29 protein-coding genes are annotated in these 24,904 nt (G+C 64.4%); 12 read left to right on the forward strand and 17 right to left on the reverse strand.

Features of this window, described 5'->3' with window-relative positions; all coding sequences use genetic code 11:
• Positions 1-24 precede the first annotated feature (24 nt).
• Positions 25-1,329: a phosphate regulon sensor histidine kinase PhoR gene (gene phoR / locus AAHM40_RS02475; protein ID WP_342243276.1), complete on the reverse strand. Its 1,305-nt coding sequence runs from the start codon at positions 1,327-1,329 to the stop codon at positions 25-27.
• A 36-nt stretch (positions 1,330-1,365) separates the two neighbouring features.
• Positions 1,366-2,055 carry a phosphate regulon transcriptional regulator PhoB gene (gene phoB / locus AAHM40_RS02480; RefSeq protein ID WP_028626921.1) on the reverse strand — a complete coding sequence of 230 codons (690 nt, stop codon included), beginning with the start codon at positions 2,053-2,055 and terminating at the stop codon, positions 1,366-1,368.
• A gap of 322 nt (positions 2,056-2,377) precedes the next feature.
• On the opposite strand from phoB, the gene AAHM40_RS02485 reads away from it, so the two are divergent.
• A complete protein-coding gene (locus AAHM40_RS02485) occupies positions 2,378-2,764 on the forward strand; it encodes a COG4315 family predicted lipoprotein (protein WP_342243277.1) in 387 nt (128 codons plus the stop codon).
• Between the two features lie 35 nt (positions 2,765-2,799).
• Here AAHM40_RS02485 and ubiA read toward each other — a convergent pair whose 3' ends face one another.
• Positions 2,800-3,642 carry a 4-hydroxybenzoate octaprenyltransferase gene (ubiA, locus tag AAHM40_RS02490; RefSeq protein ID WP_446731530.1) on the reverse strand — a complete coding sequence of 281 codons (843 nt, stop codon included), beginning with the start codon at positions 3,640-3,642 and terminating at the stop codon, positions 2,800-2,802.
• A gap of 217 nt (positions 3,643-3,859) precedes the next feature.
• Positions 3,860-4,414, reverse strand: a complete 555-nt coding sequence (locus AAHM40_RS02495) for a chorismate--pyruvate lyase family protein (RefSeq protein ID WP_342243279.1) — start codon at positions 4,412-4,414, stop codon at positions 3,860-3,862.
• A 165-nt stretch (positions 4,415-4,579) separates the two neighbouring features.
• On the opposite strand from AAHM40_RS02495, the gene AAHM40_RS02500 reads away from it, so the two are divergent.
• The 5 genes from AAHM40_RS02500 (at position 4,580) to AAHM40_RS02520 (ending at position 7,275) form a co-directional block, all read left to right on the forward strand.
• On the forward strand, positions 4,580-4,747 hold the full coding sequence (locus tag AAHM40_RS02500) for a rubredoxin (protein WP_028626917.1): 168 nt from the start codon (positions 4,580-4,582) through the stop codon (positions 4,745-4,747).
• A gap of 150 nt (positions 4,748-4,897) precedes the next feature.
• Positions 4,898-5,065: a rubredoxin gene (locus AAHM40_RS02505; protein ID WP_028626916.1), complete on the forward strand. Its 168-nt coding sequence runs from the start codon at positions 4,898-4,900 to the stop codon at positions 5,063-5,065.
• Positions 5,066-5,136: 71 nt separating this feature from the next.
• Positions 5,137-6,285, forward strand: a complete 1,149-nt coding sequence (locus AAHM40_RS02510) for an NAD(P)/FAD-dependent oxidoreductase (RefSeq protein ID WP_342243280.1) — start codon at positions 5,137-5,139, stop codon at positions 6,283-6,285.
• Positions 6,286-6,473: 188 nt separating this feature from the next.
• The gene (locus AAHM40_RS02515; protein ID WP_016495401.1) at positions 6,474-6,746 is read left to right on the forward strand and encodes an HU family DNA-binding protein; all 273 of its coding nucleotides are present in this window, start codon (positions 6,474-6,476) and stop codon (positions 6,744-6,746) included.
• A 136-nt stretch (positions 6,747-6,882) separates the two neighbouring features.
• Positions 6,883-7,275 (forward strand): helicase, encoded by a 393-nt coding sequence (locus AAHM40_RS02520; protein ID WP_137823846.1) that lies wholly within the window; start codon positions 6,883-6,885, stop codon positions 7,273-7,275.
• 112 nt (positions 7,276-7,387) lie between these two features.
• On the opposite strand, the gene AAHM40_RS02525 is transcribed toward AAHM40_RS02520, so the two are convergent.
• The 6 genes from AAHM40_RS02525 to exbB form a co-directional block, all read right to left on the reverse strand.
• Entirely contained in the window at positions 7,388-8,794 is a 1,407-nt protein-coding gene (locus AAHM40_RS02525) for an HDOD domain-containing protein (RefSeq protein WP_342243281.1), read from the reverse strand.
• A 91-nt stretch (positions 8,795-8,885) separates the two neighbouring features.
• A complete protein-coding gene (gene recG / locus AAHM40_RS02530; protein WP_342243282.1) occupies positions 8,886-10,961 on the reverse strand; it encodes an ATP-dependent DNA helicase RecG in 2,076 nt (691 codons plus the stop codon).
• Positions 10,958-11,896, reverse strand: a complete 939-nt coding sequence (locus tag AAHM40_RS02535) for a hydrogen peroxide-inducible genes activator (protein WP_342243283.1) — start codon at positions 11,894-11,896, stop codon at positions 10,958-10,960. The genes recG and AAHM40_RS02535 overlap by 4 nt, the downstream gene beginning before the upstream one ends.
• Before the next feature lie 87 nt (positions 11,897-11,983).
• Positions 11,984-12,721 carry an energy transducer TonB gene (locus AAHM40_RS02540; RefSeq protein WP_342243284.1) on the reverse strand — a complete coding sequence of 246 codons (738 nt, stop codon included), beginning with the start codon at positions 12,719-12,721 and terminating at the stop codon, positions 11,984-11,986.
• Positions 12,718-13,143: a TonB system transport protein ExbD gene (gene exbD / locus AAHM40_RS02545; protein WP_342243285.1), complete on the reverse strand. Its 426-nt coding sequence runs from the start codon at positions 13,141-13,143 to the stop codon at positions 12,718-12,720. Before exbD ends, AAHM40_RS02540 begins: the two co-directional genes overlap by 4 nt.
• 3 nt (positions 13,144-13,146) lie before the next feature.
• Positions 13,147-14,172, reverse strand: a complete 1,026-nt coding sequence (gene exbB / locus AAHM40_RS02550; protein ID WP_342243286.1) for a tonB-system energizer ExbB — start codon at positions 14,170-14,172, stop codon at positions 13,147-13,149.
• Positions 14,173-14,383: 211 nt separating this feature from the next.
• Here exbB and AAHM40_RS02555 point away from each other — a divergent pair, with 211 nt between their 5' ends.
• From AAHM40_RS02555 to AAHM40_RS02565, 3 genes are all read left to right on the forward strand, one after another.
• Positions 14,384-15,235: an SDR family oxidoreductase gene (locus tag AAHM40_RS02555; RefSeq protein ID WP_342243287.1), complete on the forward strand. Its 852-nt coding sequence runs from the start codon at positions 14,384-14,386 to the stop codon at positions 15,233-15,235.
• 2 nt (positions 15,236-15,237) lie between these two features.
• Entirely contained in the window at positions 15,238-16,038 is an 801-nt protein-coding gene (locus AAHM40_RS02560; protein ID WP_342243288.1) for a helix-turn-helix transcriptional regulator, read from the forward strand.
• Positions 16,039-16,107: 69 nt separating this feature from the next.
• Positions 16,108-16,734 (forward strand): LysE family translocator, encoded by a 627-nt coding sequence (locus tag AAHM40_RS02565; protein ID WP_342243289.1) that lies wholly within the window; start codon positions 16,108-16,110, stop codon positions 16,732-16,734.
• A 48-nt stretch (positions 16,735-16,782) separates the two neighbouring features.
• Here the strand turns inward: AAHM40_RS02565 and AAHM40_RS02570 are convergent, their stop codons facing one another.
• From AAHM40_RS02570 to AAHM40_RS02595, 6 genes are all read right to left on the reverse strand, one after another.
• Entirely contained in the window at positions 16,783-17,517 is a 735-nt protein-coding gene (locus AAHM40_RS02570) for a hypothetical protein (RefSeq protein WP_342243290.1), read from the reverse strand.
• Positions 17,518-17,573: 56 nt separating this feature from the next.
• On the reverse strand, positions 17,574-17,954 hold the full coding sequence (locus AAHM40_RS02575; protein WP_028626903.1) for a RidA family protein: 381 nt from the start codon (positions 17,952-17,954) through the stop codon (positions 17,574-17,576).
• Positions 17,955-17,982: 28 nt separating this feature from the next.
• Positions 17,983-20,091, reverse strand: coding sequence for a bifunctional GTP diphosphokinase/guanosine-3',5'-bis pyrophosphate 3'-pyrophosphohydrolase (gene spoT / locus AAHM40_RS02580; protein ID WP_342243291.1), 2,109 nt, complete (start codon positions 20,089-20,091; stop codon positions 17,983-17,985).
• Positions 20,092-20,151: 60 nt separating this feature from the next.
• On the reverse strand, positions 20,152-20,415 hold the full coding sequence (gene rpoZ, locus AAHM40_RS02585) for a DNA-directed RNA polymerase subunit omega (RefSeq protein WP_016495387.1): 264 nt from the start codon (positions 20,413-20,415) through the stop codon (positions 20,152-20,154).
• Between the two features lie 174 nt (positions 20,416-20,589).
• Positions 20,590-21,210 (reverse strand): guanylate kinase, encoded by a 621-nt coding sequence (gmk, locus tag AAHM40_RS02590; protein ID WP_028626901.1) that lies wholly within the window; start codon positions 21,208-21,210, stop codon positions 20,590-20,592.
• Positions 21,211-21,222: 12 nt separating this feature from the next.
• Positions 21,223-22,086 (reverse strand): YicC/YloC family endoribonuclease, encoded by an 864-nt coding sequence (locus tag AAHM40_RS02595; RefSeq protein WP_342243292.1) that lies wholly within the window; start codon positions 22,084-22,086, stop codon positions 21,223-21,225.
• A gap of 136 nt (positions 22,087-22,222) precedes the next feature.
• Between AAHM40_RS02595 and rph the strand changes: the two genes are divergently transcribed.
• Together rph and AAHM40_RS02605 are read left to right on the forward strand one after the other, a co-directional pair.
• Positions 22,223-22,942 carry a ribonuclease PH gene (gene rph / locus AAHM40_RS02600; protein WP_342243293.1) on the forward strand — a complete coding sequence of 240 codons (720 nt, stop codon included), beginning with the start codon at positions 22,223-22,225 and terminating at the stop codon, positions 22,940-22,942.
• A 28-nt stretch (positions 22,943-22,970) separates the two neighbouring features.
• On the forward strand, positions 22,971-23,336 hold the full coding sequence (locus AAHM40_RS02605) for a DUF4870 domain-containing protein (RefSeq protein WP_342243294.1): 366 nt from the start codon (positions 22,971-22,973) through the stop codon (positions 23,334-23,336).
• Between the two features lie 55 nt (positions 23,337-23,391).
• Here AAHM40_RS02605 and AAHM40_RS02610 read toward each other — a convergent pair whose 3' ends face one another.
• Entirely contained in the window at positions 23,392-24,171 is a 780-nt protein-coding gene (locus AAHM40_RS02610) for an exodeoxyribonuclease III (RefSeq protein WP_342243295.1), read from the reverse strand.
• Between the two features lie 80 nt (positions 24,172-24,251).
• Between AAHM40_RS02610 and pyrE the strand changes: the two genes are divergently transcribed.
• On the forward strand, positions 24,252-24,893 hold the full coding sequence (gene pyrE, locus AAHM40_RS02615; RefSeq protein WP_028626896.1) for an orotate phosphoribosyltransferase: 642 nt from the start codon (positions 24,252-24,254) through the stop codon (positions 24,891-24,893).
• Positions 24,894-24,904: the final 11 nt, after the last annotated feature.

The raw sequence follows: 24,904 nt of genomic DNA on the forward strand, positions 1-24,904 counted from the left end.
TTGCAAGTCGGGGTGCGCGGGCGATCAGGTCCGGCGAACCACCTGGGTGGCCGGGAAGTGGCAAGTGAAGGTGCTGCCGTGGTTGAGCACCGAGCTGATGTCGAGACGGCCGCGATGGCGGATCAGCACGTGCTTGACGATGGCCAGGCCCAGGCCGGTGCCGCCGGTGCTGCTGTTACGGCTGGAGTCGACCCGGTAGAAGCGCTCGGTCAGGCGCGGCAGGTGCTTGGCCTCGATGCCGATGCCGCTGTCCTGCACGCTGAGGTGCGCTGCGGTCTCATCGCCCCACCAGCGGATGCGGATCTCGCCCTCGTCCGGGGTGTATTTAACCGCGTTGAACACCAGGTTGGAGAAGGCGCTGCGCAGTTCTGCCTCGCTGCCGCGCAATTTGAAGTTGTGATCGGCCTCCAGGCTGATGCGGTGGTTGCGATTACCGGAGAGGGCGATGGCGTCCGCCTTGATCTGCAATAGCAGCAGGTCGACTGCCACCGGCTGGTTGTCCGAGGGATAGTCGGTGGCTTCCAGCTTGGCCAGCAGCAGCAGGTCGTTGAGCAGGTTCTGCATGCGCTTGCCTTGCTGGCTCATCTGCTGCAAGGCGCGGGTCCAGCGCGGGTTCACATCCTCGACGTTGTCCAGCAGGGTCTCCAGGTAGCCGGCGATCACCGTCAGCGGCGTGCGCAGTTCGTGGGAGACGTTGGCGACGAAGTCCTTGCGCATCTGCTCCAGCTGGTGGAGACGCGTGACATCGCGTACCAGCATCAGGTGCTCGCTGTTGCCGTACTGGGTGATGTGGAACTGCAGGCGCAGGCGGTCATTGACCGGCGAGGGGAGGTCCAGGGGTTCGTTGTATTTGCCCTGTTCGAAGTATTCCTTGAAGCGCGGATGGCGGATCAGGTTGGTCACCGGCTGGCCGCTGTCCTGGGGGGTCTTCAGACCCAGCAGGGTTTCCGCGGCACGGTTCCACCAGTCGAGGTTGCCTTCGCTGTCGAGCATCACCACGGCGTCCTTCAGGGCGGCGGTGGATTCCTGCACGCGGTCGATCACCGCTTGCAGACGGCCGCGCACACGCTGATCGCGGCGCTGGAGGTGGTAAATGCTGTCGAACACTTCACCCCAGAGTCCGTAACCGTCCGGTGGGGGTTCGTCCGGGTGATGCTCTTTGAGCCATTTGTACAGGCGCAGCAGCTGCGCAAGGGTCCAGCCCAGGTAGGCGCCGAGGCCGATTACCAGGGCCCAGGCGTAGTAGCCCGTGACCAGGCCCGCCAGCAGGCAGGCGCCGATCAGCAACAGCAGGCGGCGGATAACTACGCCGCGCCAGTCTTGATTCACCTATCGCGTCCTTGTGGTCGGCCCATCGGGCCCGGGTCAGCTTTTGGTGGAGAAACGATAGCCGGTGCCGCGAACGGTCTGAACCAGATTTTCGTATACCTCGCCGAGGGCCTTGCGCAGGCGGCGGATGTGAACGTCGACGGTGCGCTCCTCGACATAGACGTTGCCGCCCCAGACCTGGTCCAGCAGTTGACCACGGGTGTAGGCGCGCTCCTGGTGAGTCATGAAGAACTGCAGCAGGCGGTATTCGGTGGGACCCATCTCGGCGGGTTTGCCGTCGATGGTCACGCGGTGGCTGATGGGGTCCAGCAGCAGGCCGCCGATGGCGATGGGCGCTTCACTGTCGCTCGGGCCGGCACGGCGCAATACGGCTTTAAGGCGCGCCACCAGTTCACGGGGGGAGAAGGGCTTGGTGATGTAGTCGTCGGCGCCTACTTCCAGACCCTGGATCTTGTTGTCCTCTTCACCCTTGGCGGTGAGCATGATGATCGGGATATCGCTGGTCAGGTCGTCGCGCTTCAGGCGGCGGGCCAGCTCGATGCCGGAGGTGCCGGGCAGCATCCAGTCAAGGAGGATCAGATCGGGTTTGCGGTCGACGATGATGGCGTGGGCCTGCTGGGTATTCTCGGCTTCCAGACAGTCGTAGCCGGCCATCTCGAGGGCGACGGCGATCATCTCGCGGATCGGCGCTTCGTCGTCGACTATCAGGATGTTTTTGCCAACCATGTTCAAGCCTCAGGAAAGGTCGCGTGTATGACTGATTGCGCCGCATTAGATAACGGAATTATTGCAGGGATGTGACACGCGGGGGGGGGTGGGCACGCTTGAGGTTTCGTTGCGGCCACGACAGCGCACCGAACGTTTCCGCTAACTGCCTCGTCTAAGCTGATTGAGGCCGCCGCCATTCCGGGGCTGCCTGGAGTCTGGCACAGGACCCCATCGGCACGATGGGCGTTCGTGGCTCCTTCCGTCCTGTAGTGCTGTGACCTCAAGCCGTGATCCAGCTGCCGCCAGGCTTTCGCTGTTCATTCCGAGGAGAGGTTAGAAAATGAGAAGAATTTCCCCCCGATTCGTTCCGCTGCTAGCGGGTGCTTTGCTGGGTTGGCCATTGTTGGGCCTGACGGCCGAGCCGGCGATGGAGAAGAACGGCATGCTGGTGGATCAAAACGGCATGACCCTCTACACCTACGACAAGGACGCTGACGGCAAATCCACCTGCAACGGCCAGTGCGCGCAGAACTGGCCGCCGCTGATGGCAGACGCGACAGCCAAGGCCGAGGGTGAGTGGAGCGTCGTCAAGCGCGACGACGGCTCCATGCAGTGGGCCTATGACGGCAAGCCGGTGTACACCTTCATCATGGACAAGAAGGCCGGTGACGTGACCGGCGACGGCAAGATGGGGGTTTGGCACATCGTCAAGCCCGAAGCTTACTAGCCGACCAGGAGAGTGGGTGAACTGCGCGCTGTGCCCTAGCGCAGCGCGTAGTCGGCGACGATACCGGCAAAGATTGCCAGACCCGCCCAGTGGTTGTGCAGGAAGGCCTTGAAGCAGGCCTGGGGATCGCGCGTGCGAGTGCTGTAGGACTCCCAGGCAAAGCAAGCGGCTGCAACTACCAGGCCCAAATGGAAATACAGCCCCAACTCGAAGCGATTGCCCGCCAACAGGAGGCAGAGAAGGGCCAGACCCTGGAGGATGGCGATGATGAGGCGGTCGGCGTCGCCGAAGAGGATGGCGGTGGATTTCACCCCGATTTTCAGGTCGTCCTCGCGATCGGTCATCGCGTAGTAGGTGTCGTAGGCCACCGTCCACAGCAGATTGGCGATGTACAGCAGCCAGGCCGCCGCCGGCAGCTCGCCGGTCTCGGCGGTGAAGGCCATGGGCATGCCCCAGGAGAAGGCCGCGCCGAGCACCACCTGCGGGTAGAAGGTGTAGCGCTTCATGAAGGGGTAACAGGCTGCCAGTGCCAGGCCGCCGAAGGACAGCCAGACGGTGGTGGCGTTGGTGAAAAGCACCAGCACGAAGCTGATGGCTACCAGAATGACGAAGAACACCAGCGCCTCACGCGGGGTGACCCGACCGCTGGCCAGGGGCCGCGCGCGGGTGCGGCTGACGTGGCCGTCGAAGTTGCGGTCGGCGTAGTCGTTGATCACGCAGCCGGCGGCGCGCATCAGGTTCACACCAAGCACGAAGATCACCAGATTGGCCAGACTCGGGCTGCCTTCACCGGCGATCCAAAGGGCCCAGAGCGTGGGCCAGAGCAGCAGGTAGATGCCGATGGGCTTGTCCAGGCGCGTCAGCTGGATGAAGTCCATGGCACGCGGGTGCAGGCGGTTCAGCGATTGCAACAGGGTCAGGTACACAGGCGGCTCTCCCTTGAAAGAGCCTGAATACGATCTGCTGCGCGTCGGAATAGCGGCGTTGGGAATGGCTTCAGGCTTGCTCATTTACAGCTCGTAAACTCCGCGCCTTCAGCCATTCCCGCCTTGTTCTTCTCTAGCTCGCGAGATCGTAAACAGGCTCGGCGCCGGATTATACGGCCTCGATGCCGGCCTCGCGCCACAAGGCGGGCAAGAAGATTTCCGCCACCAGGACTCCCAGTTCACCTCGCGAGAAGCAGGAGCGGCGACCCCAGAGGCGTTCTTCGCGCACGTCATTCGGCAGCCAGGGCGCGGGATAGCGGGCGACTTCGATGGCGCCGCGGTCGAAGGCGCGGTCGCTGAACAGCAGCTCGCCCAGGGAGCGGCTGCCCAGTTGGTGCAGGTCCAGGCCCGAGCCTTCCAGGGCGGCACGTGCCGCCACGCTGCGGGCGAACACCCAGATCTCGCCATGACCGCGTAGGTACACCTCGCGCACCCAGCCCTGGCTGCCGGCGGGAATGCCGAGGGCCACGCATTCGTCGGCGCGCAGGGTCTGCCAGCCTTCCTCCAGCGGGGTGACGCTGAAGGCGTTGTCCGAGAGGGCAGTCAGCCGGCGGGTCAGGGAGCCCTGGTCGAACAGCCAGTCGCGGACGCAGGCGGCCGGCGCGGGGTGGAGCTGGGCGGCGGTCAGCCAGCGGGGCGGATGGACGAGGGCGGCGTGGGACACGGGCGGGGCTTGGGCGATGGAAGACGGCGCAGATTAGCACGGCCTTTGCCCGTCGGCTGCCTCTTGCCCGTTGGCGGGATAAACCAGTACAAAGCGCCCCTGAAGTGACCGGAACGCCCACGTGAGGCGACGGTTCGAGAACGCCCGATCGTGGAGAAATGAATGATGAAGAAGTGGCAATGTGTGGTGTGTGGCCTGGTCTACGACGAGTCCCAGGGCTGGCCGGATGACGGCATCGCCGCCGGCACCCGCTGGGAAGACGTGCCGGCAGACTGGATCTGCCCCGACTGTGGCGTGGGCAAGCTGGATTTCGAGATGATCGAAATCAACTGATGCCTCGAGCTGACGAAGCCGGCCAAGCGCCGGCTTTTTCGTGTCCGCCGAGAGGGCCTATCCTCTGTCTGGACTGGTCCGGTGGCGCTTGGCGGTCGCCGGTCGATTGGAGTAGGTTCAATACGGCTTTCCGCGCCGGCGGAGGTGGTCATGCGCAAGTGGCAGTGCATCGTCTGCGGATTCATCTACGACGAGGCGGAGGGGCTACCCGAAGAGGGCATCGCGCCCGGTACGCGCTGGGAAGACATTCCGCCGGACTGGGTCTGCCCCGATTGCGGCGTCGGCAAGATCGATTTCGAGATGATCGAAATCGCCTGATCACCGTTATCCAACCCCATTCAAGCGACGGCCCATGGGCCGTCGCGTCGTTTCATGAGCAGGAGTGAGCAATGAGTGCACCCGTGGTGATAGTCGGCACCGGCCTGGCCGGTTACAACTTGGCCAAGGAGTTTCGCAAGCTGGATAGCGAAACCCCGCTGTTGTTGATCAGCGCCGACGACGGTCGCTCCTACTCCAAGCCCATGCTTTCCACCGGATTTGGCAAGAACAAGGATGCTGATGGCCTGGCCATGGCCGAGGCCGGCGCCATGGCTGAACAGCTCAAGGCGGAAGTCCGCACCCACACCCGCATCACCGGCATCGACCCGGGCCACCAGCGCCTGTGGATCGGTGAGGAGGCCGTGCCCTATCGCGACCTGGTGCTGGCCTGGGGCGCGGACACCATCCGCGTACCGGTGGAGGGTGATGCCCAGGATGCAGTCTTCCCGATCAACGACCTGGAGGACTACGCGCGCTTCCGCATTGCCGCTGCCGGCAAGCGCCGGGTGCTGATCCTGGGTGCCGGCCTGATCGGCTGCGAGTTCGCCAATGACCTCAGCCTGGGTGGTCTGGAGGTGGAATTGGTCGCGCCCTGTGAGCAGGTGATGCCGGGCCTGCTGCATCCGGCCGCCGCCGCGGCGGTGCAGGCTGGGCTCGAAAGTCTGGGGGCACGCTTCCACCTGGGGCCGGTATTGGCGCGCCTGGACCGTAGCGATGTCGGACTGGACGCGCTGCTTTCTGACGGCACCCGCATTGCCTGCGACCTGGTGGTGTCCGCCGTTGGCCTGCGCCCACGTACCGAGCTGGCTGCTGCGGCGGGCCTGGCCGTGAACCGTGGCGTGGCGGTGGATCGCCAGTTGCGCACCTCCCACGCGAATATCTATGCCTTGGGTGACTGCGCCGAGGTGGATGGCCTCAACCTGCTCTATGTGATGCCGCTGATGGCCTGCGCCCGGGCACTGGCGCAGACCCTGGCGGGCAACCCCACTGCGGTGACGTATGGCGCGATGCCGGTGACGGTGAAGACGCCGGTGTGCCCGCTGGTGGTGTCGCCGCCGCCCCGTGGCACGGATGGCAGCTGGACCGTGGACGGCTCTGGGGCGGACATCAAGGCGCTCTGCCGCGATGCCGCCGGCCGCCTGCTCGGGTATGCCCTGACCGGGGCTGCCGTGCAGGAGAAATTGGCCCTGAACCGTGAGCTGCCGCCGCTTATGGCATAAATGTCAGCCCTTCTGTCGGATTAATCCTTCTGTTCTTTCGGAATTCCCGCTGAGGACACTGGCGCAGTGCCAATTGGCGTGCCATCCTCCCCGTGGTCTGCCGCAGCGCAGAGCCGTTGCGGCGCCTTGGGCGCTGTTCTGGAAGGACAGCACGGACACAAAAACAACAAACCGTCAAAGAGGCATCTATGCGTAAACCGGAACTCGCCGCCGCTATCGCCGAAAAGGCCGATCTAACCAAGGATCAGGCCAATCGCGTACTCAATGCGGTGCTCGAAGAAATCACCAACGCGCTGAACCGCAAGGACAGCGTCACGCTGGTGGGCTTCGGCACCTTCCTGCAACGTCACCGTGGTGCCCGCACTGGCAAGAACCCGCAGACGGGGCAGCCGGTAAAGATCAAGGCCAGCAATACCGTTGCCTTCAAGCCGGGCAAATCGCTGAAAGAAGCTGTGAACTAAGCTTCTTCTGCCCGGAGCCGGGGAGGTTCCGGGCAGTTCACCCGTCCTTTCGCTGCGCCCTCCTTTGGCTGGCTGTAGTCCCGCCGGCAAACCGCTACAATGCGCCGCTTTCTCACCCCTTTGAGGCCGTGCGCGCATGAAATTCCGCTTTCTTCTCTGGATGCTGGGCCGCCTGATGACCAAGGCGAGCCGTGACAATGCCGAGTTCCAGCAGCAGCTGGCGGGCAAGGACCTGGTGTTCCAGCTGCACACCCTGGACGGCAAGATTGCCCGTCACTTCATCGTCAAGGACCAGCGAGTGGTCAGCAAACGCGGCACCGCGAGCGCGCCTGCCTTCGCCATCGGCTTCAAGGACGGCGCCTACGGCTTCGCCACCATGAGCGCGAAGAACAAGCAGCTGGCCTTCATGCAGGGTATCCAGAACAAGGACATCCAGATTCAGGGCAACCCAGCGCTGGTGATCTGGTTCCAGGGGCTGACCAAGCACCTGGTGCCCAAGAAGAAGGTTGCCGAGAAGAAAGCGGCCTGACGCTTTCCTTCTCTTGCTGATAGTGGGCTGAAGCCAGCCTACGGAAGTTCCTGACGGGACACAGGCATGAAAAAGGGGCGCCACGGGCGCCCCTTTTTCGTGCCTATGCCGATCAGTGCGGCGTATTGAACTGGGAGGCCAGCTCACGCAGCGCCGCTTCGGCCTGTAGTACTTTGCTCACCGCTTCTTCGGCCTTCTCGCGGGTAATGCCCAAGGCCTCGAACAGATCGTCGGGAATCACCGCTTCCGGGCCGGAGCCGATGCCACGGTTACGCAGCAGGCTGACCGCCAGACACACCAGGTTCGGGTAGGCGGCATTGTCGCTCTGGTAGTCCGGGTCGTGCTGGAAGCGTAGGGCGGTGTAGAGCTCTTCCGGCATATCCCAGAAGCGCATCAGCCAACTGCCGATCTGCTCGCGGGTAATGCCCAGCAGGTGCTGCTCGACGTAGCTGTGGGGCAGGTGCGGGTTGACTTCCAGGTGTCGGCAGATCAGCGAGAAATGCGGCGGGAAGACATGGGCCAGCACCAGGTAGCCGAAGTTGTGCAGCAGGCCGGCAAGGTAGGTCAGTCCGGTTTCCGGGCGCTGGGCGCGCGGCATGGCGCGAGTCAGGCCTTCGATCACCGCCGCGGTATAGATCGCCTGTTGCCAGTAGGGCGTGGCCTGCTGCGGCTGGTCCTTGGGCAGGCTCAGGGATTTGCCTAGGGCCAGGCCGAGGGCGAGGTTGATCACCAGGTCGAAGCCCAGCACACGGACGATGGCGTCTTCCACCGAGCGGATCTTGCCGGGAGCGGCGTAGTAGGGCGAGGCGGCCCAACTGACCACCTGGGCAGCCAGGGCCGGGTCGGTTTCCACCACGCCGGTGATGTCTTCCACGGTAGCGTTGGGGTCGACCCGCAACTTGATGATTTTCTGCGCGGATTCGGCCAGCGGCGGAATTTCGATGGTCTCTTCCAGGCGCTGCTGGATACGGCGGGCGGTGAACGCCTGCACGGCCTGGGTGATCTCGGCGCGGTCGTCGGCCGGGCGATCGAGGTTCGGGCGGATCGCCGCCACCGGCTCGCCTAAGCGTGCGGCGCTGGCTTTGCTCAGCAGGCCACGGAAGTCTTCGCTGGCCAGTTCCAGCAACACGCCGGGTTGACCTGACTCCACCAACAGGCGCGGCTCCTGCAGCAGTCGCTCGTCATACAGGCAGGGCGAGCTGGTCAGCGGTGGCAGGCCGGGAAGGGCGCCCAGCTGGTGCTTGCCGAGCATGCGTTCTAGACGCTCGGGCTTGACCGCCACCAGCTTGCGGCCAGTGAGTTCGGCGAGGCGATTGAGGTCGAGCAACTGGCTGCGCGGGAAAAGCACCAGGAGGGCGCCGACGGCGTCTTCCAGTAGCACCGACTGGACCCGCTGCGCGACGGGTAGCGCCGGATGTTCCAGGCGTACCTGGAAAGCCAGGCCGAGCTTCTCGAGTAGCTGCACTATCACTTCGGGCGGTTGTGGCGAGGAATCCGGGGCGAGGGCGACTTCGGTCATGGCAGCATCCAGCTTTGAATTTTTCTGCCCGGAGTATAACGAGCAGGTCGTAAGAGATCGGCGCGAGGCGACGGCTGAGCTGTGAACTGCGTCACACTTGGCCGTACTGTTGGCCGTGACGCAACCAGCGCTCCAATAGTGGACTGACATGTTGTGGCCAATGGGCCAGCAGGGCCTGTGCGGCGTCGCGAACAGCCGGTAACAGGTCGGCGTCGCGCATCAGGTCGGCCACCTTGAACTGCAGCAGGCCGGTCTGGCGGGTACCAAGCATTTCGCCGGGACCGCGCAGTTCCAGGTCCTTCTCTGCGATGACGAAGCCGTCGCAGGTTTCGCGCATGATTGCCAGGCGCTCGCGGCCGAGTTGCGACAGCGGTGCGTGGTAGAGCAGCACGCAGTGGCTGGCGGCGCTGCCCCGGCCAACGCGGCCGCGCAGCTGGTGCAACTGGGCCAGGCCCAGGCGCTCGGGGTTCTCGATGATCATCAGGCTGGCGTTAGGCACGTCTACGCCCACTTCGATCACGGTGGTGGCCACCAGCAATTGCAGCGCACCGGCCTTGAATTCGGCCATCACCGCCGCTTTCTCGGCGGGCTTCATGCGTCCGTGGATCAGGCCGACACGCAACTCGCCCAGGGCTGAAGAGAGTTCTTCGAAGGTGGTTTCCGCCGCCTGGCAGGTCAGCTCCTCGGATTCTTCGATCAGGGTGCAAACCCAATAGGCCTGGCGGCCTTCGAAACAGGCCGCGCGGACTCGCTCGATCACCTCGATGCGGCGGCTGTCGGCTACCAGCACGGTATTCACCGGGGTGCGGCCAGGGGGTAGTTCGTCGAGGATGGAGGTGTCCAGGTCGGCATAGGCGCTCATGGCCAATGTCCGGGGAATGGGGGTGGCGGTCATGATCAGCTGGTGCGGGCAGAGGCGGCCGTCCACGCCCTTCTGGCGCAGGGCCAGGCGCTGCTGCACACCAAAGCGGTGCTGTTCATCGATGATTACCAGGGCCAGGCGCTTGAACTTCACTTCGTCCTGGAACAGCGCGTGGGTGCCGACCACCATCGGCGTACCGCCGGCGATCTGCTCCAGCGCGGAGGCGCGGGCCTTGCCCTTGAGCTTGCCGGCGAGCCAGGCGACTTCGATGCCCAGCGGCTGCAGCCATTTGCTGAAGTTGAGGTAGTGCTGCTCGGCGAGGATTTCGGTGGGCGCCATCAGTGCCACCTGGTAGCCGGCCTCCAGCGCCTGCAAAGCAGCGAGGGCGGCGACCACGGTCTTGCCGGCGCCGACATCGCCCTGCACCAGGCGCAGCATGGGCTCCTGCTGGGCCAGGTCGTAGGCGATCTCGGCGCCGACGCGCTGCTGGGCCCCGGTGGGCTTGAAGCCGAGGTTGGCCAGGTACTGGGCGGGCAGTTTGCGTGCTGGCGGCAACTGCGGTGCGTGCTGGGCGCGCAGGCTTTCGCGCAGACGCTGCAGTGACAGTTGGTGGGTTAGCAGTTCCTCGAAGGCGAGGCGCTGCTGGGCCCAGTGCTGACCCTCGGCGAGTTCTTCCAGGTCGGCATCCGGCGGCGGCCGGTGCAGGTAGCGGATGGCGTCATCGAGGGAGCCCAGGTGGTAATCGCGAGCCAACTCCTTGGGCAGCCAGTCCGGCAGGCTGTGCGGGCCGAGGCGGGCCAGGGCAAGTTGGCTGAGGCTGCGCAGGCGCTGCTGGGTAAGGCCCTCGGTGGTGGGGTAGATCGGCGTCAGGGTCTGTTCGACCGGCGGCGCCTCATCGCCCGACAGGGAGCGGTACTCCGGGTGGTAGATCTCCAGTCCGGTGGCGCCAGGGCGAACTTCGCCGTAGCAGCGCAACTGGGTGCCGCGTTTGAGGCCTTCCTTCTGCGCCTGGCTGAAGTGGAAGAAGCGCAGGCTGAGGGTGCCGGTGCCGTCCTGCAGGCGTACCAGCAGACTGCGCCGGCGGCCCATGACCACATCGGCGCCGCCGACTATGCCTTCGACCACCGCATCCTGCCCCGGGCGCAGCTCGCCGATAGGGGTGATGCGGGTGCGATCCTGGTAGCGGGTGGGCAGGTGGAAGAGGATGTCCTGCAGGTTCTCCAGGCCGACCTTGGCGAGCTTCTCTGCCAGGGCAGCCCCCACACCCTTGAGTGCGGTAACGGAGACTTGGGCCAGCTCGGTCATGCCGGCTGCGGTTCGCCCTGGGTTTTCGGGTGGGCCACGGAGCAGAGGCGGATGGAGTCCGCCAGGACTTCAATGGCGCGCGGACGCGGGAAGCTGGCGCGCCAGGCGATGGCCACGGTGCGGAAGGGCACTGGTGGGGTCAGCGGACGAATCTCGATCACGCCAGGGGCGTAGTGGTGGCTGTCCACTGCAGAGAAGGGCAGGATCGACACGCCGAGACCGGAGGCGACCATGTGCCGGATGGTTTCCAGGGAGCTGGACTCCACCGTGGTGTGCTTCGCGCTGTCTTCGCCACCTTTGCGCAGGCTCGGGCAGGCTTCCAGCACCTGGTCGCGGAAGCAGTGGCCTTCGCCCAGCAGCAGCAGGCTCTTGTCGTTGAGCATCTCGCTGTCAATGGACTCGCGTTCGGTCCAGGGGTGCCCGAATGGCAGCAGCACGTAAAAGGGTTCGTCGTAGAGCGGCTTGGTCAGCACGTCGGCTTCGGCGAAGGGCAGGGCGATGATGATCGCGTCCAGTTCGCCGGTGCGCAGCTTGTCGCGCAGGACGTGGGTGAAGTTCTCTTCGATGTACAGCGGCATCTGCGGGGCGACCCGGTGCAACTGCGGAATAAGGTGCGGGAAGAGGTAGGGGCCGACGGTGTAGATGGCGCCCACCTTGAGCGGCGCGGCCAACTGGTTCTTGCCGGCCTGGGCCATCTCGCGGATGCCCTGTGCCTGCTCCAGGACCTTCTGTGCCTGGGTAACGATGCCCTCACCAACGGGCGTCAGGCGTACCGCGCTCTTGCTGCGCTCGAAGATAAGCACGCCGAGCTCGTCTTCCAGTTTTTTCACCCCGACCGACAGGGTCGGCTGGCTCACATGGCAACGCTCGGCGGCACGGCCGAAGTGCTGTTCCTGGGCGAGGGTGACGATGTAGCGCAGTTCGGTGAGGGTCATAGCATTTTTCCATTGAGGTCCGGCAAGCATAGCGGCTGGAGTCAATGGAACCAAGCGCCTGCGCGGGGTGGCGCAGGCGCTTGGGAGTCAGCGGCGGTCCAACGAGTAGACGAAGGGCGCGACTACTTCCAACGAGCCGTTGTTCAGCAGCTCCGGCGGGGGAGGCGGCAGCGGTTGGGCGCGGCGGATCATCTCCAGGGTGGCCCGATCCAGCGAGGCACTACCGGACTTGCCGACCAGGGAATAGGAGATCACCTTGCCTTCAGCGTCGACCACGAAGCGCAAGCGGTTGACCCCTTCGAAGCCGCGACGGCGGGCATCGTCCGGGTAGCGCTTGTAGCGGGCCAGGTGGCTGAGCAGCTTGCTCTGCCAGGTTGGCTTGGCGTCCGAAGGTGCGCTGGTGGCGGCCTGTTGTTGGGCTGCGGGCTTGGTGTCGCTCGGGGCCGGGGTGGTCGGCGCCGCAACGCTTTCCTTCACGCTTTCGGTTTCCCGCGGCTTCTCGGGCTTGGGCTCAGGCGGTTTAGGTTGCGGCGGCTTGGGCTTGGGATTCGGCTTGGGCGCGATGGCGATCTTCGGCTTGGGCGCTTCCACCAGCTTGGGCAGCGGCTCGGGCTCGGGCTCGACCTGGCGAGGAGGCGGCGGTGCCGGCTTGGGCGCGGGGGCTGGAAGCGGCTCCAGCTCCACGATCATGGCCGCGGGCGGCAGTTCGATCGGCTCGGCGTGCGGACGCCAGTACAGCGCCCAGAGGCCGAGGCCGATGTGCAGGCCGAGCACGAGGACCAGGCTGACGCCCCATTGCGACAGCTTGCGTTTGCCTTGGCTCATTTAGTCCCGACCGTCTCGAGTCCGACCAGGCCGATCTTCAGGTAGCCGGCGCCGCGCAGGGTGTCCATGACTTCCATCAGACGACCGTATTCCACCACCTTGTCGCCGCGCACGAAGATAGTCTTTTCCTTGTCGGCGTTGGTCAGCTTGTCCAGCACGCTGCCTAACTGCTCCTCGGTGACTTGCTCGTTGTCCAGGTACAGGCTCTTGTCTTCCTTGATGCTCAGGTAGATCGGCTTGTCCGGCCTGGGCGCGGGCTTGGCGGTGGACGCGGGCAGGTCGACCTTGATATCGACCGTGGCCAGGGGCGCTGCAACCATGAAGATGATGAGCAGCACCAGCATTACGTCGATGAAGGGGGTGACGTTGATCTCGTGGGTTTCCTGGAGATCATCGCCACCTTCGTTCAGATGGATTCCCATGGGTCAGCCCACTTTCGCCATTTGCGGAGACTGGCCACGTTCGGCCGGTTGGTGGTCGAGGTCGCGGCTGACCAGCAGCAGCACCTGGGCGGAGGCGTCGGACACCTGGGCCTTGTAGCCGGCGATGGAGCGGGCGAAGACGTTGTAGATGACCACGGCGGGGATCGCTGCTACCAGGCCAAGGGCCGTGGCCAGCAGGGCTTCGGCGATACCGGGGGCGACCACGGCGAGGTTGGTGGTCTGGGATTTGGCGATGCCAATGAAGCTGTTCATGATGCCCCAGACGGTACCGAACAGGCCGACGAAGGGCGCTGTGGAGCCAATGGTGGCGAGTACGCCGGTGCCCTGGCTCATCTGCCGTCCGCTGGCGGCCACGAGGCGCTCGAGGCGGAAGCTGACGCGCTCTTTGATGCCTTCCTTCTCGCGGGTGTTGGTGGACAGCTTCACCTCTTCTTGGGCGTCCAGGACCAGTAGGCGGGAGACGCAGCTGCCATTGCTGACCTGCTCGCCAGCCTCGCCCAGGGTGCGGGCGCCTTTCAGGGCCAGCAGCTCACGGCGCAGGCGGCGCTTGGCCGCGACCAGTTCGAAACCCTTGGCGATCCACACGGTCCAGGTCAGGACGGAGGCCAAGGCCAGGCCGATCATCACGGCCTTCACCACGATGTCGGCGTTCTGATACATGCCCCAGGGCGACAGGTCGTGAGCAAGCATCTGCTCGCCTTCGACTTCGGCGGCCAGCGGGTCGGTCGGCAGGGCGTTCGGGGCCTGGGCGGCGGCATCGACTGGCGCGACGGTGCCTTCGGCTGTCGGAGCGCCGGTTGCTACCGGAGCATCGGCAGGCGCGTTAGCGGCGTCAGCGGTGGGCGCCGGAGCGACTGCCGGAGTGGCGGCAGCCGGCACGGACTGGACGGTCGGCTCTTCAGCGAAGGAGCTGCCGGGCGCCAGCATCAGGCTGATCAGTAAGGCTGCCAGCAGGCGTGGCGGGCGGGCGACGGTATGGGGCTGTGCGTTGCGGGCGTAGGATTTCATGCTGGCCGGACCTGAAGGAAAGGAAGCGGTTTCGTCCATCGGCGCGCAAGCGTCGGCCGGGACCGAAGGGTTGGCATTATTGCAAGTAATTCTTGTTTGTAAAAGTGACTATATAACGATTGTGCCCTCGCCCGGCGATTCGCCCCTCGCCTGAGCGATTGGCGATGGCCGCCCGTGCGCCTATCCTGAGGACTTTTTCGGAGCTTCCCTGATGCCCGCTTCCCTCCTGATCGCCGGCTGCGGCGATGTTGGCAGCCGCCTGGCCCTACAGATGCTGCAGGTCGGCTGGACCGTCCATGGCCTGCGTCGCAACGTCGCAGCGCTGCCGGCCGGCGTGCTGCCGGTGGCAGGCGACCTGGAGCGGGCCGAGTGCCCGGTGGATTGGCCAAAGGGGCCGCTGGACTACCTGGTCTATTGCGTGGCGGCCACTCAGCACGACGAAGCTGGCTACCGCGCCGCTTATGTCGACGGTCTGCGCCATGTGCTCGCCTGGCTGGCCCAGCGCGGGCAGATGCCGCGGCGCCTGCTGTTCGTCTCCAGCAGCGGCGTCTATGCCCAGCGCGACGGCGAATGGATCGATGAAACCTCTCCCGCCGAGGCCGAGGGCTATTCCGGCCGGGTGATGCGGGAAGCGGAGCGGTTGGCCATGGACAGCTGCATTCCTTCGACCCTTGTACGCCTGACCGGCATCTACGGTCCGGGTCGCGAATGGCTGCTCAAGCAGGTCCGCATGGGCTACCGCGTGGTCAGTGAACCTCCGCTCTATGCCAATCGCATTCACGTGGACGATTGCGCCGGGCTGCTGGCCCACCTGCTCAAGGCCGATGCTGGCGGTGTAACACTTGAGGACTGCTATATCGGTGTCGACGATGCTCCGGCTCCGCTCCACGAAGTGGTGGGGTGGCTGCGTGAGCGGATGGGGGTGACCGAGTGGGCCGAGGAGTCCACCGTGCGCCGCTCGGGCAGCAAGCGCTGCAGCAACGCACGTGCTCGCGCGCTGGGCTGGGCACCGCGCTACGCCAGCTTCCGCGAAGGTTACGCCGCCATCCTGGGCGAGCCCTGAGCGTGGATGCCAACCGTATGCTGGCGCGTCCCTGGTTGCCGGGGGTGGAGCTGTTCCATGCGGATTTCTCCGGGCAGCCCTTCGGCCGCCACAGCCACGATGCCTTTGCCATTGGCGCCATTCTCCAGGGCGTGGGCGGCTACCAGTGCCGGGGCGCGCGCCATGCTTTGCCAGCAGGCACCCTGTCGCTGATGAACCCCGAGGAGCCCCATACCGGCCATGCCGAGTCCGAGCGATTGGTCTATCGCATGCTTTATGTGGAGGAGTCGCGCCTGCCGACACTGCTCGGACGCAAGCGTCTACCCAGCGGTTTCCGCGAGCTGAACCCGGCCGATGACGGACTGGTGGCGGCGGGCCTGGCGCGCCTGGCGGCGGAGTTCGAGCGGGGCGATGCGCTGGCCCTGGAAAGCGAGCTGCTGGAGGTGCTGGAGCGGGTGTTCGTGCGTCACGGCGGGTTGCGCGCGACGGCACCCGCCACGCGGGACGGCGGGGTGACGGCCTTTCTGCGCGACTACTTGGAGGCCCATTACGTCGAGGCGGTCAGCCTGGAGCAATTGGCCGCTCTGGTGCAGCGCCATCCGCGCCATCTGATCGAGGCATTCCGCCGCGCCTACGGCGTGCCACCGCACACCTACCTGCTGCAGCGCCGGGTACGTGAAGCCAAGCGCATGCTGCTGAGTGATGAGCCGCCGCTGGAGGTGGCGCTGTCCTTGGGTTTCTACGACCAGGCGCATTTTTCCGGGACCTTCAAACGCTTCACTGGCGTGACGCCTGGGCAATTCCGCCGCGCCGCACGCACCTGAGTTTTCTCCAAGACCGCCAAGCCATCGGGCTTCGACACTGGCCGCCGTGTTCAACGGAGGTGCGTCGTCATGCTTGCGCTGTTCCTGCTGGTCGCCAGCACTCATTTCGCTGCCTTGCTGTCGCCAGGTCCGGATTTTTTCCTACTGCTGCGCGCTGGGTTGGTCAAAGGATTGCGCCATGCCGACGGTGCGGCGGCGGGCATCGCGCTGGCCAACTTACTGAGCATGTTGCTGGTGCTGCTCGCCCTGACCCTGTTGCCCGCTCTGGAGGGGCCTGGGTGGAAACTGCTGCAGTTGGCGGGAGGCGGCTACTTCATCTGGATCGGCGCCCAGGCGCTGCTGGCGACCCGCGATCTGGAACTGCTGCAGGCCGAGGCAGGCGAGCGTGGTTCGTGGCGGCTCGGTTTTTCCGAGGGACTGCTCGCCAGCTGCCTCAATCCCAAGCTGCCGATCTTCTATGCCGGGCTGTTCGGCCTGCTGCGCAATGCGGCCATGCCCGATTGGGGACTGGTCATGAGCATGGGCTGGATGACAGCGGTGGTGCTGTTCTGGGATATGACGCTGGTGCGTTTGCTGGGCCATCCGCGCTGGCGCGGCTGGCTGCAGATGCGGGTGAGGGCGCTGGATCGGCTCTGCGGCGCTCTACTATTGGCGCTAGGGGGATGGTTGGCCGCAGGGGCAATACGCGGCTTGTAGAGTGGGCTTCAGCCCACGCCGAACTGCCCACCCAGGGGTCGCAAAGATTCAGTCGCGCTCCAGCAGCCAGGCGCGTTTGCCGGGGAAGTACTCGGGCATCTCGTCGATTTGAGCGCGATTGCGAGCTTCGAGGATTTCCAGTTCATCGCCATCGTGGACGAAGATCCACGCCGCGCCCTGATTGCCCTGCTGCAGCCAGATACTGTCGTTCTCGCCACTCATGGCTGCACAGTCACCGGCCAGGCACAACGCGTAACGATCAGCGCCCGGTAGGCCTTCGAGGCTGCCGTCGGGGTTGAACTTGACGAGACCGCCCTGACCCTGGCCTTCGACGATCTTCCAGCTGCCGCCGAGGTAGGCGGTGTAGAGCGCGTGTTCGAAGGCGCCGCCAAGTGGGGTGCCCTCGGCGGGAGTCTTTTCCGGGTGAACGAAGCGCTGCTCGGGAAGGTTCTCGCTGGCCTGCTGGACCAGTTGGTTGCCGTCCACTTCCAGCGTTTCGTGGAAGTCGCCATAGAAGTCCACCCGCCAGTTGCCATCTTCCTGGACTGCGAGGCGTCCTTCGCCCAGCTCGAAGCCGTTGCTGTAGTGGGCTTCGCCGGTTTTCTGGTCGATCTGCCACTCCAGGTTCGGGCCATAAGCGAGCAGGGACTCGCGCAGCTTGCCCTCTTTGGCTGCGGCGTTGATTGCCGCCTGGTTGATCCAGATGCCACTGGGGTCAGAGGGCGCGCTTGAGCAGCCGCCGAGAATCGCCGCGCAGAGCAGCAGAGGGAGGGCGTGACGCATGACGGATTCCTTCCGGAACGATGCCACGGGCAAGACGGCCCGTGGCAGAGAGGCTCTTATTCGAGGACCAGGATGGCGTCCATTTCCACCTGGGAGCCGCGCGGCAGGGCGGCAACGCCGATGGCGGCACGAGCCGGGTAGGGCTGCTCGAAGTAGCGGCCCATGACTTCGTTGACCTTGGCGAAGTGGGACAGGTCGGTGAGGAAAATGTTCAGCTTGACGATGTCCTTGAAGGAGCCGCCCGCGGCTTCGGCCACGGCCTTCAGGTTCTCGAACACCTGCACGGTCTGCTCTTCGAAGCCTTCAACCAGTTCCATGGTCTTCGGGTCCAGCGGGATCTGGCCGGAGAGGTAGACGGTGTTGCCGGCCTTGATGGCCTGGGAGTAAGTGCCGATGGCGGCGGGGGCCTTGTCGCTGCTGATGACGGTCTTGCTCATGAGAACTCCTTGGGTTTCTTGGGATCGGCTACGCCCGCACACGGGTGATGCGGATCACCCCCTTGAGCGCACGCAGCTTCTTGATCACGCGGGCCAGGTGTACACGGTCATGCACGCTGACCACCAGTTGGACTACGCTGATGCGGCCATCGCGCTCGTCCATGCTGATTTTCTCGATATTGCCGTCGGCGGCGTTGACGCTGCTGGCCAGCAGGGCGATCAGGCCGCGCTGGTGTTCCAGCTCGACGCGCAGTTCGACGTTGAATTCGCCTGCGACGTCCTTGGCCCACGACAGCTGGATGCATTTCTCCGGGTTGTGCCGGATTTCGCCGATGTTCTTGCAGCTTTCCAGGTGCACCACCATGCCCTTGCCGGCAGAAAGATGGCCGACTATGGGGTCGCCGGGGATCGGCGTGCAGCACTTGGCGTAGCTCAGCACCAGGCCCTCGGTGCCGCGAATCGCCAACGGACCCTCGGGGCTCGGCAACTGTTCACCGTCACTGGCCAGCAGGCGGCGGGCGACGACGTAGGCCATGCGATTGCCAAGGCCGACGTCTTCCAGCAGGTCTTCGATCACGTCCAGGCGGTACTCGCCGAGAACGGCCTGGACACGCTCGGGGCTGATCTTGTCCATGTGACTCTCGAAGCCGGCCAGGGCTTTGTTCAGCAGTCGCTCGCCGAGGTTGATTGACTCGGAGCGGCGCTGCTGCTTGAGGGCGTGGCGGATGTGGGTGCGTGCCTTGCCAGTGACCACGAAATTGAGCCAGGCCGGGTTCGGCCTGGCGCCCGGCGCTGTGACGATCTCCACCGTCTCGCCGCTCTGCAGCGGTTCGGATAGCGGTGCCAGGCGGCGGTTGATGCGACAGGCGATGCAGGTGTTGCCGACGTCGGTATGCACCGCGTAGGCGAAGTCGACCGCGGTGGAGCCTTTGGGCAGCTCCATGATGCGGCCCTTGGGCGTGAACACGTAGACCTCGTCGGGGAAGAGGTCGATCTTCACGCTCTCGATGAATTCCAGGGAGTTGCCGGCACGTTGCTGCAGTTCCAGGATGCCTTTGACCCACTGGCGGGCGCGGGCGTGGGTGCCCTTGGGCTGGTCGTCCTCGGCGGACTTGTACAGCCAGTGGGCGGCGATGCCGTTGTTGGCCATCTCTTCCATCTCGCGGGTGCGGATCTGGATCTCGATGGGCACGCCGTGCATGCCGAACAGGGTGGTGTGCAGCGACTGGTAGCCATTGGCCTTGGGAATCGCGATGTAGTCCTTGAAGCGACCGGGCAGCGGTTTGTACAGGTTGTGCACGGCGCCAAGCACACGGTAGCAGGTGTCGACCTTGTCGACGATGATGCGGAAGGCGTAGACGTCCATGATTTCATTGAACGCCCGGCGCTTGCCGCGCATCTTCTTGTAGATGCTGTAGAGGTGCTTCTCGCGGCCGATGACCTCGCCTTCCATGCCTTCGCGGCGCAGGCAGTTGGTCAGCGATTCCTCAATCTTGTTGACGATTTCCTTGCGGTTGCCGCGGGCGCGGCGGACAGCAGCGCGGATACGCTCGGAGCGCATCGGGTGCATGGCCTTGAAGCCAAGGTCCTCGAACTCCACGCGCATGCTGTGCATGCCCAGCCGGTTGGCGATAGGGGCGTAGATTTCCAGGGTTTCCTTGGCAATGCGTCGGCGTTTCTCGCCGGACAGCACTTCCAGGGTGCGCATGTTGTGCAGGCGGTCGGCCAGCTTGACCAGGATCACGCGGATATCGCGGGCCATGGCCATGGCCATCTTCTGGAAGTTTTCAGCCTGGGCTTCGGCCTTGGACTCGAAGTTCATCTGGGTCAGTTTGCTGACCCCGTCCACCAACTCGGCAACGGTCTCGCCGAACTGCCCGCTGAGGGCTTCCTTGGCGATGCCGGTGTCCTCGATCACGTCATGCAGCATCGCGGCCATCAGGCTCTGATGATCCATGTGCATGTCGGCAAGGATGCTGGCTACGGCAAGCGGGTGAGTAACGTACGCTTCGCCGCTGCGCCGACGCTGGCCATCATGGGCCTGCTCGGCATAGAAGTAGGCCCGGCGCACCAGGTTGACCTGGTCGGCGCCGAGATAGGTCGAAAGTCGTTCGGCAAGGGCGTCTATGCTCGGCAAGATTTTTCTCCTTGCCGACCTTTTCTACCCTGTGCCGTGCGACGTCGACCAGGCATGGAATCAGAGGGCCTCGTTGGCCTCGTCCTCGAATGCGGCAAACAGCGGCTCTTCTTCAACGATGTCTTCCTGGGCGATGACGTCGTAATCGACCAGGCCGGCAGCGATTTCGCGCAGGGCGACTACGGTCGGCTTGTCATTTTCCCAGGCTACCTTCGGCTCTTTGCCGCCGGTGGCCAGCTGACGGGAACGCTTGGTGGCGAGCATGACCAGCTCGAAGCGGTTATCAACGTTGTCCAGGCAATCTTCAACGGTAACGCGGGCCATGGTGTTCCTCGTAGCACGAAATGAATGGCTGATACGGTGCCCGAATGGGCGAGCGGACTGGATAGTCTAAAAAATCGCCAGCAATTAGGGAAGCGCCGATTTTCAGCGTTTCCAGGGTGGAGTCTGGCCCAATGCCGGCTGAGAGGCCAGCTATCGCCTCAATAGAGTGCGCAGTCAGTCGAGCAGGTGGGCCAGCAGGGCGCCGTGGCGGACCTGTTGCGCGTCGTGACGCAGCTGGTTGGCGCGGAAGATGGCCTTGAGGTCTTCCAGCGCGGTGGCGAAGTCGTCGTTGATCACCAGGTAGTCGTACTCGACGTAGTGGCTCATCTCGCTGACCGCCTCGCGCATGCGGCGCTCGATGATCTCTTCGCTGTCCTGGCCGCGGTTGTCCAGACGTTGGCGCAGGGCGTGCTGGCTCGGCGGCAGGATGAAGATGGACTTGGCCCGGGGCATCAGGTGGCGGACCTGCTGGGCACCTTGCCAGTCGATCTCGAGAATCAGGTCATGACCCTCGGCCAGGGTCTGTTGCACCCAGCGCTGGGAAGTACCGTAGAGGTTGCCGAAGACTTCGGCATGCTCCAGGAAATCACCGTGTTCGAGCATCTGCACGAACTCTTCGCGGGTCACGAAGTTGTAGTTGACGCTGTCCACTTCGCCCGGGCGCATGCCTCGGGTGGTGTGGGACACCGAAACGCGGATGTTCGGTTCGGCGTCGATCAGTGCTTTGACCAGGCTGGTCTTGCCGGCGCCGGAGGGGGCGGAAACGATGTACAGGGTGCCGGGGGTGGCGGTCATGGGGGCAGTCTCTTACTCGATATTCTGGACTTGTTCGCGCATCTGCTCGATCAACACCTTGAGGGTGACCGCAGCCTGGGTGCTGCGCGGATCGAACGCCTTGGAGCCCAGGGTATTGGCTTCGCGGTTGAGTTCCTGCATCAGGAAGTCGAGGCGGCGACCGGCGGCGCCGCCGGCCTTGAGCACGCGGCGGACTTCGCCGATATGGGTGACGAGGCGGTCGAGTTCTTCGGCCACGTCGCTCTTCTGCGCCAGCAGGACCATTTCCTGCTCCAGGCGCTGCGGCTCCAGCTCGGCCTTCATCTCATTGAAGCGGTCGAGAATTTTCTGCCGCTGGGCAGTGAGCATCTGTGGAACCAGAGCGCGCAGGGCGGTGACTTCTTCCTGCATGGCGTCGAGGCGGTCATTGAGCAGGCGGGCCAGTTCGCTGCCTTCGCGGGAGCGGCCATTCTTCAGTTCGTTGAGGGCCTGGGCGAAGGCCTCCATGGCGGCGGCGTTCAGTGCTTGCGGGTCGGCGGCGTCGGCCACCAGTACGCCCGGCCAGGCGAGGACTTCCAGCGGGTTGAGCGGGGCCGGTTGCTGGATCAGTGCGGCAACGCTCTCGGCCGCCTGAATCAGCTGGCTGGCGCGCTCGCGGTCCACCTGCAGCGGCTTGCCGGCACTTTCTTCGGCGAGGCGTAGCGTACATTCCACCTTGCCGCGGGAGAGCCCCTGGCGCAGGGCTTCGCGCACCGGGCCTTCGAGGTCGCGGAAGGCTTCCGGCAGGCGCAGGTGGGGTTCGAGATAGCGGTGATTGACCGAGCGGAGTTCCCAGCTCAGGGTGCCGTGGGGGCCGGCCCGTTCTACGCGGGCGAAGGCGGTCATGCTGTGCACCATGGGGTGTCCTCTGGGTTTGGCGATCAAAGGAGGGGATTGTAGCCCAGGCGGACCGCGCCTCCCAACGCGGCGATGTCCCCCGTGCCGCAGGGCCTCTATAATGGCCGGCAGATTTCTCCCGAACAGGTAAGCCCCAATGAAACGTCCTAGTGGCCGCGCGGCCGAACAGCTGCGTCCGATCCGCATCACCCGTAACTACACCAAGCACGCCGAAGGTTCGGTGCTGGTGGAGTTCGGGGATACCAAGGTGATCTGCACGGCCAGCGTCGAGTCCGGCGTGCCACGCTTCCTCAAGGGACAGGGTCAGGGTTGGCTGACCGCTGAGTACGGCATGCTGCCGCGTGCGACCGGCGAGCGTAACCAGCGTGAAGCCAGCCGCGGCAAGCAGGGCGGTCGTACGCTGGAGATCCAGCGCCTCATCGGCCGCTCGCTGCGCGCCGCTTTGGACATGACCAAGCTGGGTGAGAACACCATCTATCTGGATTGCGATGTGATCCAGGCAGACGGTGGCACTCGCACCGCCTCCATCACCGGCGCCATGGTGGCCCTGGTTGACGCACTGAAGGTGCTGAAGAAGCGTGGCGCGCTGAAAGGCGAGCCACTGAAGCAGATGGTCGCCGCCGTCTCGGTAGGCATACACCAGGGTGAGCCGGTGCTGGACCTGGATTACCTGGAAGACGCGGCCGCCGAAACTGACCTGAACGTGGTCATGACCGATGCCGGTGGTTTCATCGAAGTCCAGGGTACCGCCGAGGGCGCACCCTTCCAGCCGGAAGAACTGACCGCCATGCTCGACCTGGCACGCAAGGGCCTGAACGAGCTGTTCGAACTGCAGCGCGCTGCCCTGGCCGACTGACACGACATCCGCACGAGGAGGCGTAGGAATGGACGAACCTACTCAGTATCAGGAGCCGAACCGGGAAGTGCGGCAATGGGCGATGTTCTGCCATTTTTCCGCCTTCCTCGGTCTGGTGTTCCCCTTCGGCAACCTGTTGGGGCCGCTGATCATCTGGCAGATCAAGAAGGATCTCGACCCCTTCGTCGACGCCCAGGGCAAGGAAGCGTTGAACTTCCAGATCACTGTGGCTCTGGCCGTGGTGCTGTGCTTCCTGCTGATGCTGGTGGTGATCGGCTTCCCGCTGCTTGGCCTGGTGAGCATCGGTGCGCTGGTGCTGACCATCATCGCCGGGATCAAGGCCAACGAAGGTCAGGCGTACCGCTACCCCTTCTGCTGGCGCCTGGTGAAATAGGCCGAATCGCGGACAAGAAAAAGCCGGCTCGAACGCCGGCTTTTTTCTGCCTGGATCACACGCTCAGTAGCCAGTCGTAGTCGACGATCAGCGGCGCATGCTGGGAGAAGCGCGGCTGGCGTGGCAGGCGGGCACTGCGCACGAAGCGGCGCAGGCCAGGCGTGAGCACCTGATAATCGAAGCGCCAGCCGAGGTTGAGCATCTCGGCCTGCTCGCTGTCCGGCCACCAACTGAACTGGTCGCCTTCGCGGCTGACTTCGCGCAGGGCGTCGACATAACCCATGTTGCCGAACACCTCGTCCATCCATGCACGCTCGGGCGCGAGGAAGCCGGGGATCTGCTGGCAGTCGCGCCAGTTCTTCACATCCAGCTTCTGGTGGGCGACGTAGAGCGAGCCGCAGTAAATGTATTCGCGACGCTTGCGGCGCTGCTTGTTGAAGTAATGGGTGAGGTCGTCCATGAACTTGAACTTATGGTTCAGATTCTCGTCCCCGCCTTGCCCGGAAGGCAGCAGCAGGGTGGCGATGCTCACTTTGTCGAAATCAGCCTGCAGATAGCGTCCGTACCGATCGCAGGACTCGAAGCCGAGTCCCCAGATAACCGCCTTGGGTTGCAACCGCGAATAGAGCGCCACGCCACCTTGGGCAGGCACTTCGGCATCGCCGGCGTAGAGGAAATAACCATCCAGTTGGAAGGCAGGGTCGTCCAGGTCGAAGGCGGAGGCACGTGTGTCTTGCAGGCAGATCACGTCGGCATTCTGAGCTTGCAGCCAGCTGAGGAGACCTCGCTCGGCTGCCGCTTGAATACCATTCACGTTCACACTGATGATCCGCATAAATGGCCCCCAAAAACACGTGCGTGTATGATACCCGAGCTCTTTCTTTTTAGCTAAATCCGTGCCGTCCGAGGCTTTTCATGCAGGCGTACCAGCGCGATTTCATTCGCTTTGCCATCGAGCGCGGAGTTCTGCGTTTCGGTGAGTTCACTCTCAAATCCGGGCGTACCAGCCCTTATTTCTTCAATGCCGGCCTGTTCAACAGTGGCCTGGCCCTTGCTCAGCTCGGCCGATTCTATGCGGCTGCCGTGGTGGACAGCGGCATTCCTTTCGATGTGCTGTTCGGTCCGGCCTACAAGGGCATCCCACTGGCGGCGGCGACTGCCGTGTCACTGGCCGAGCATCATCAGATCGACATCCCGTGGTGCTTCAACCGCAAGGAAGCCAAGGACCACGGCGAAGGCGGCACCCTGGTTGGTGCACCGCTTGCCGGTCGCGTGCTGATCATCGATGACGTGATCACCGCCGGCACCGCGATTCGCGAGGTGATGCAGATCATCCAAGCGCAGAATGCCCAGGCGGCGGGTGTTTTGATCGCGCTGAACCGTCAGGAGCGTGGTCAGGGTGAACTCTCAGCTATACAGGAAGTAGAGCGCGACTTCGGCATTCCGGTGGTCAGCATCGTGTCCCTGGAGCAGGTACTGGAATACCTGGCCGGTGACGCGGAGTTGAAGAAGCACCTGCCCGCCGTGGAAGCCTATCGCGCCAACTTCGGTATCTGACCATTCGGGGC

The organism is Pseudomonas sp. OTU5201, from assembly GCF_038440135.1.
In the GTDB taxonomy this organism is placed as follows: domain Bacteria; phylum Pseudomonadota; class Gammaproteobacteria; order Pseudomonadales; family Pseudomonadaceae; genus Metapseudomonas; species Metapseudomonas resinovorans.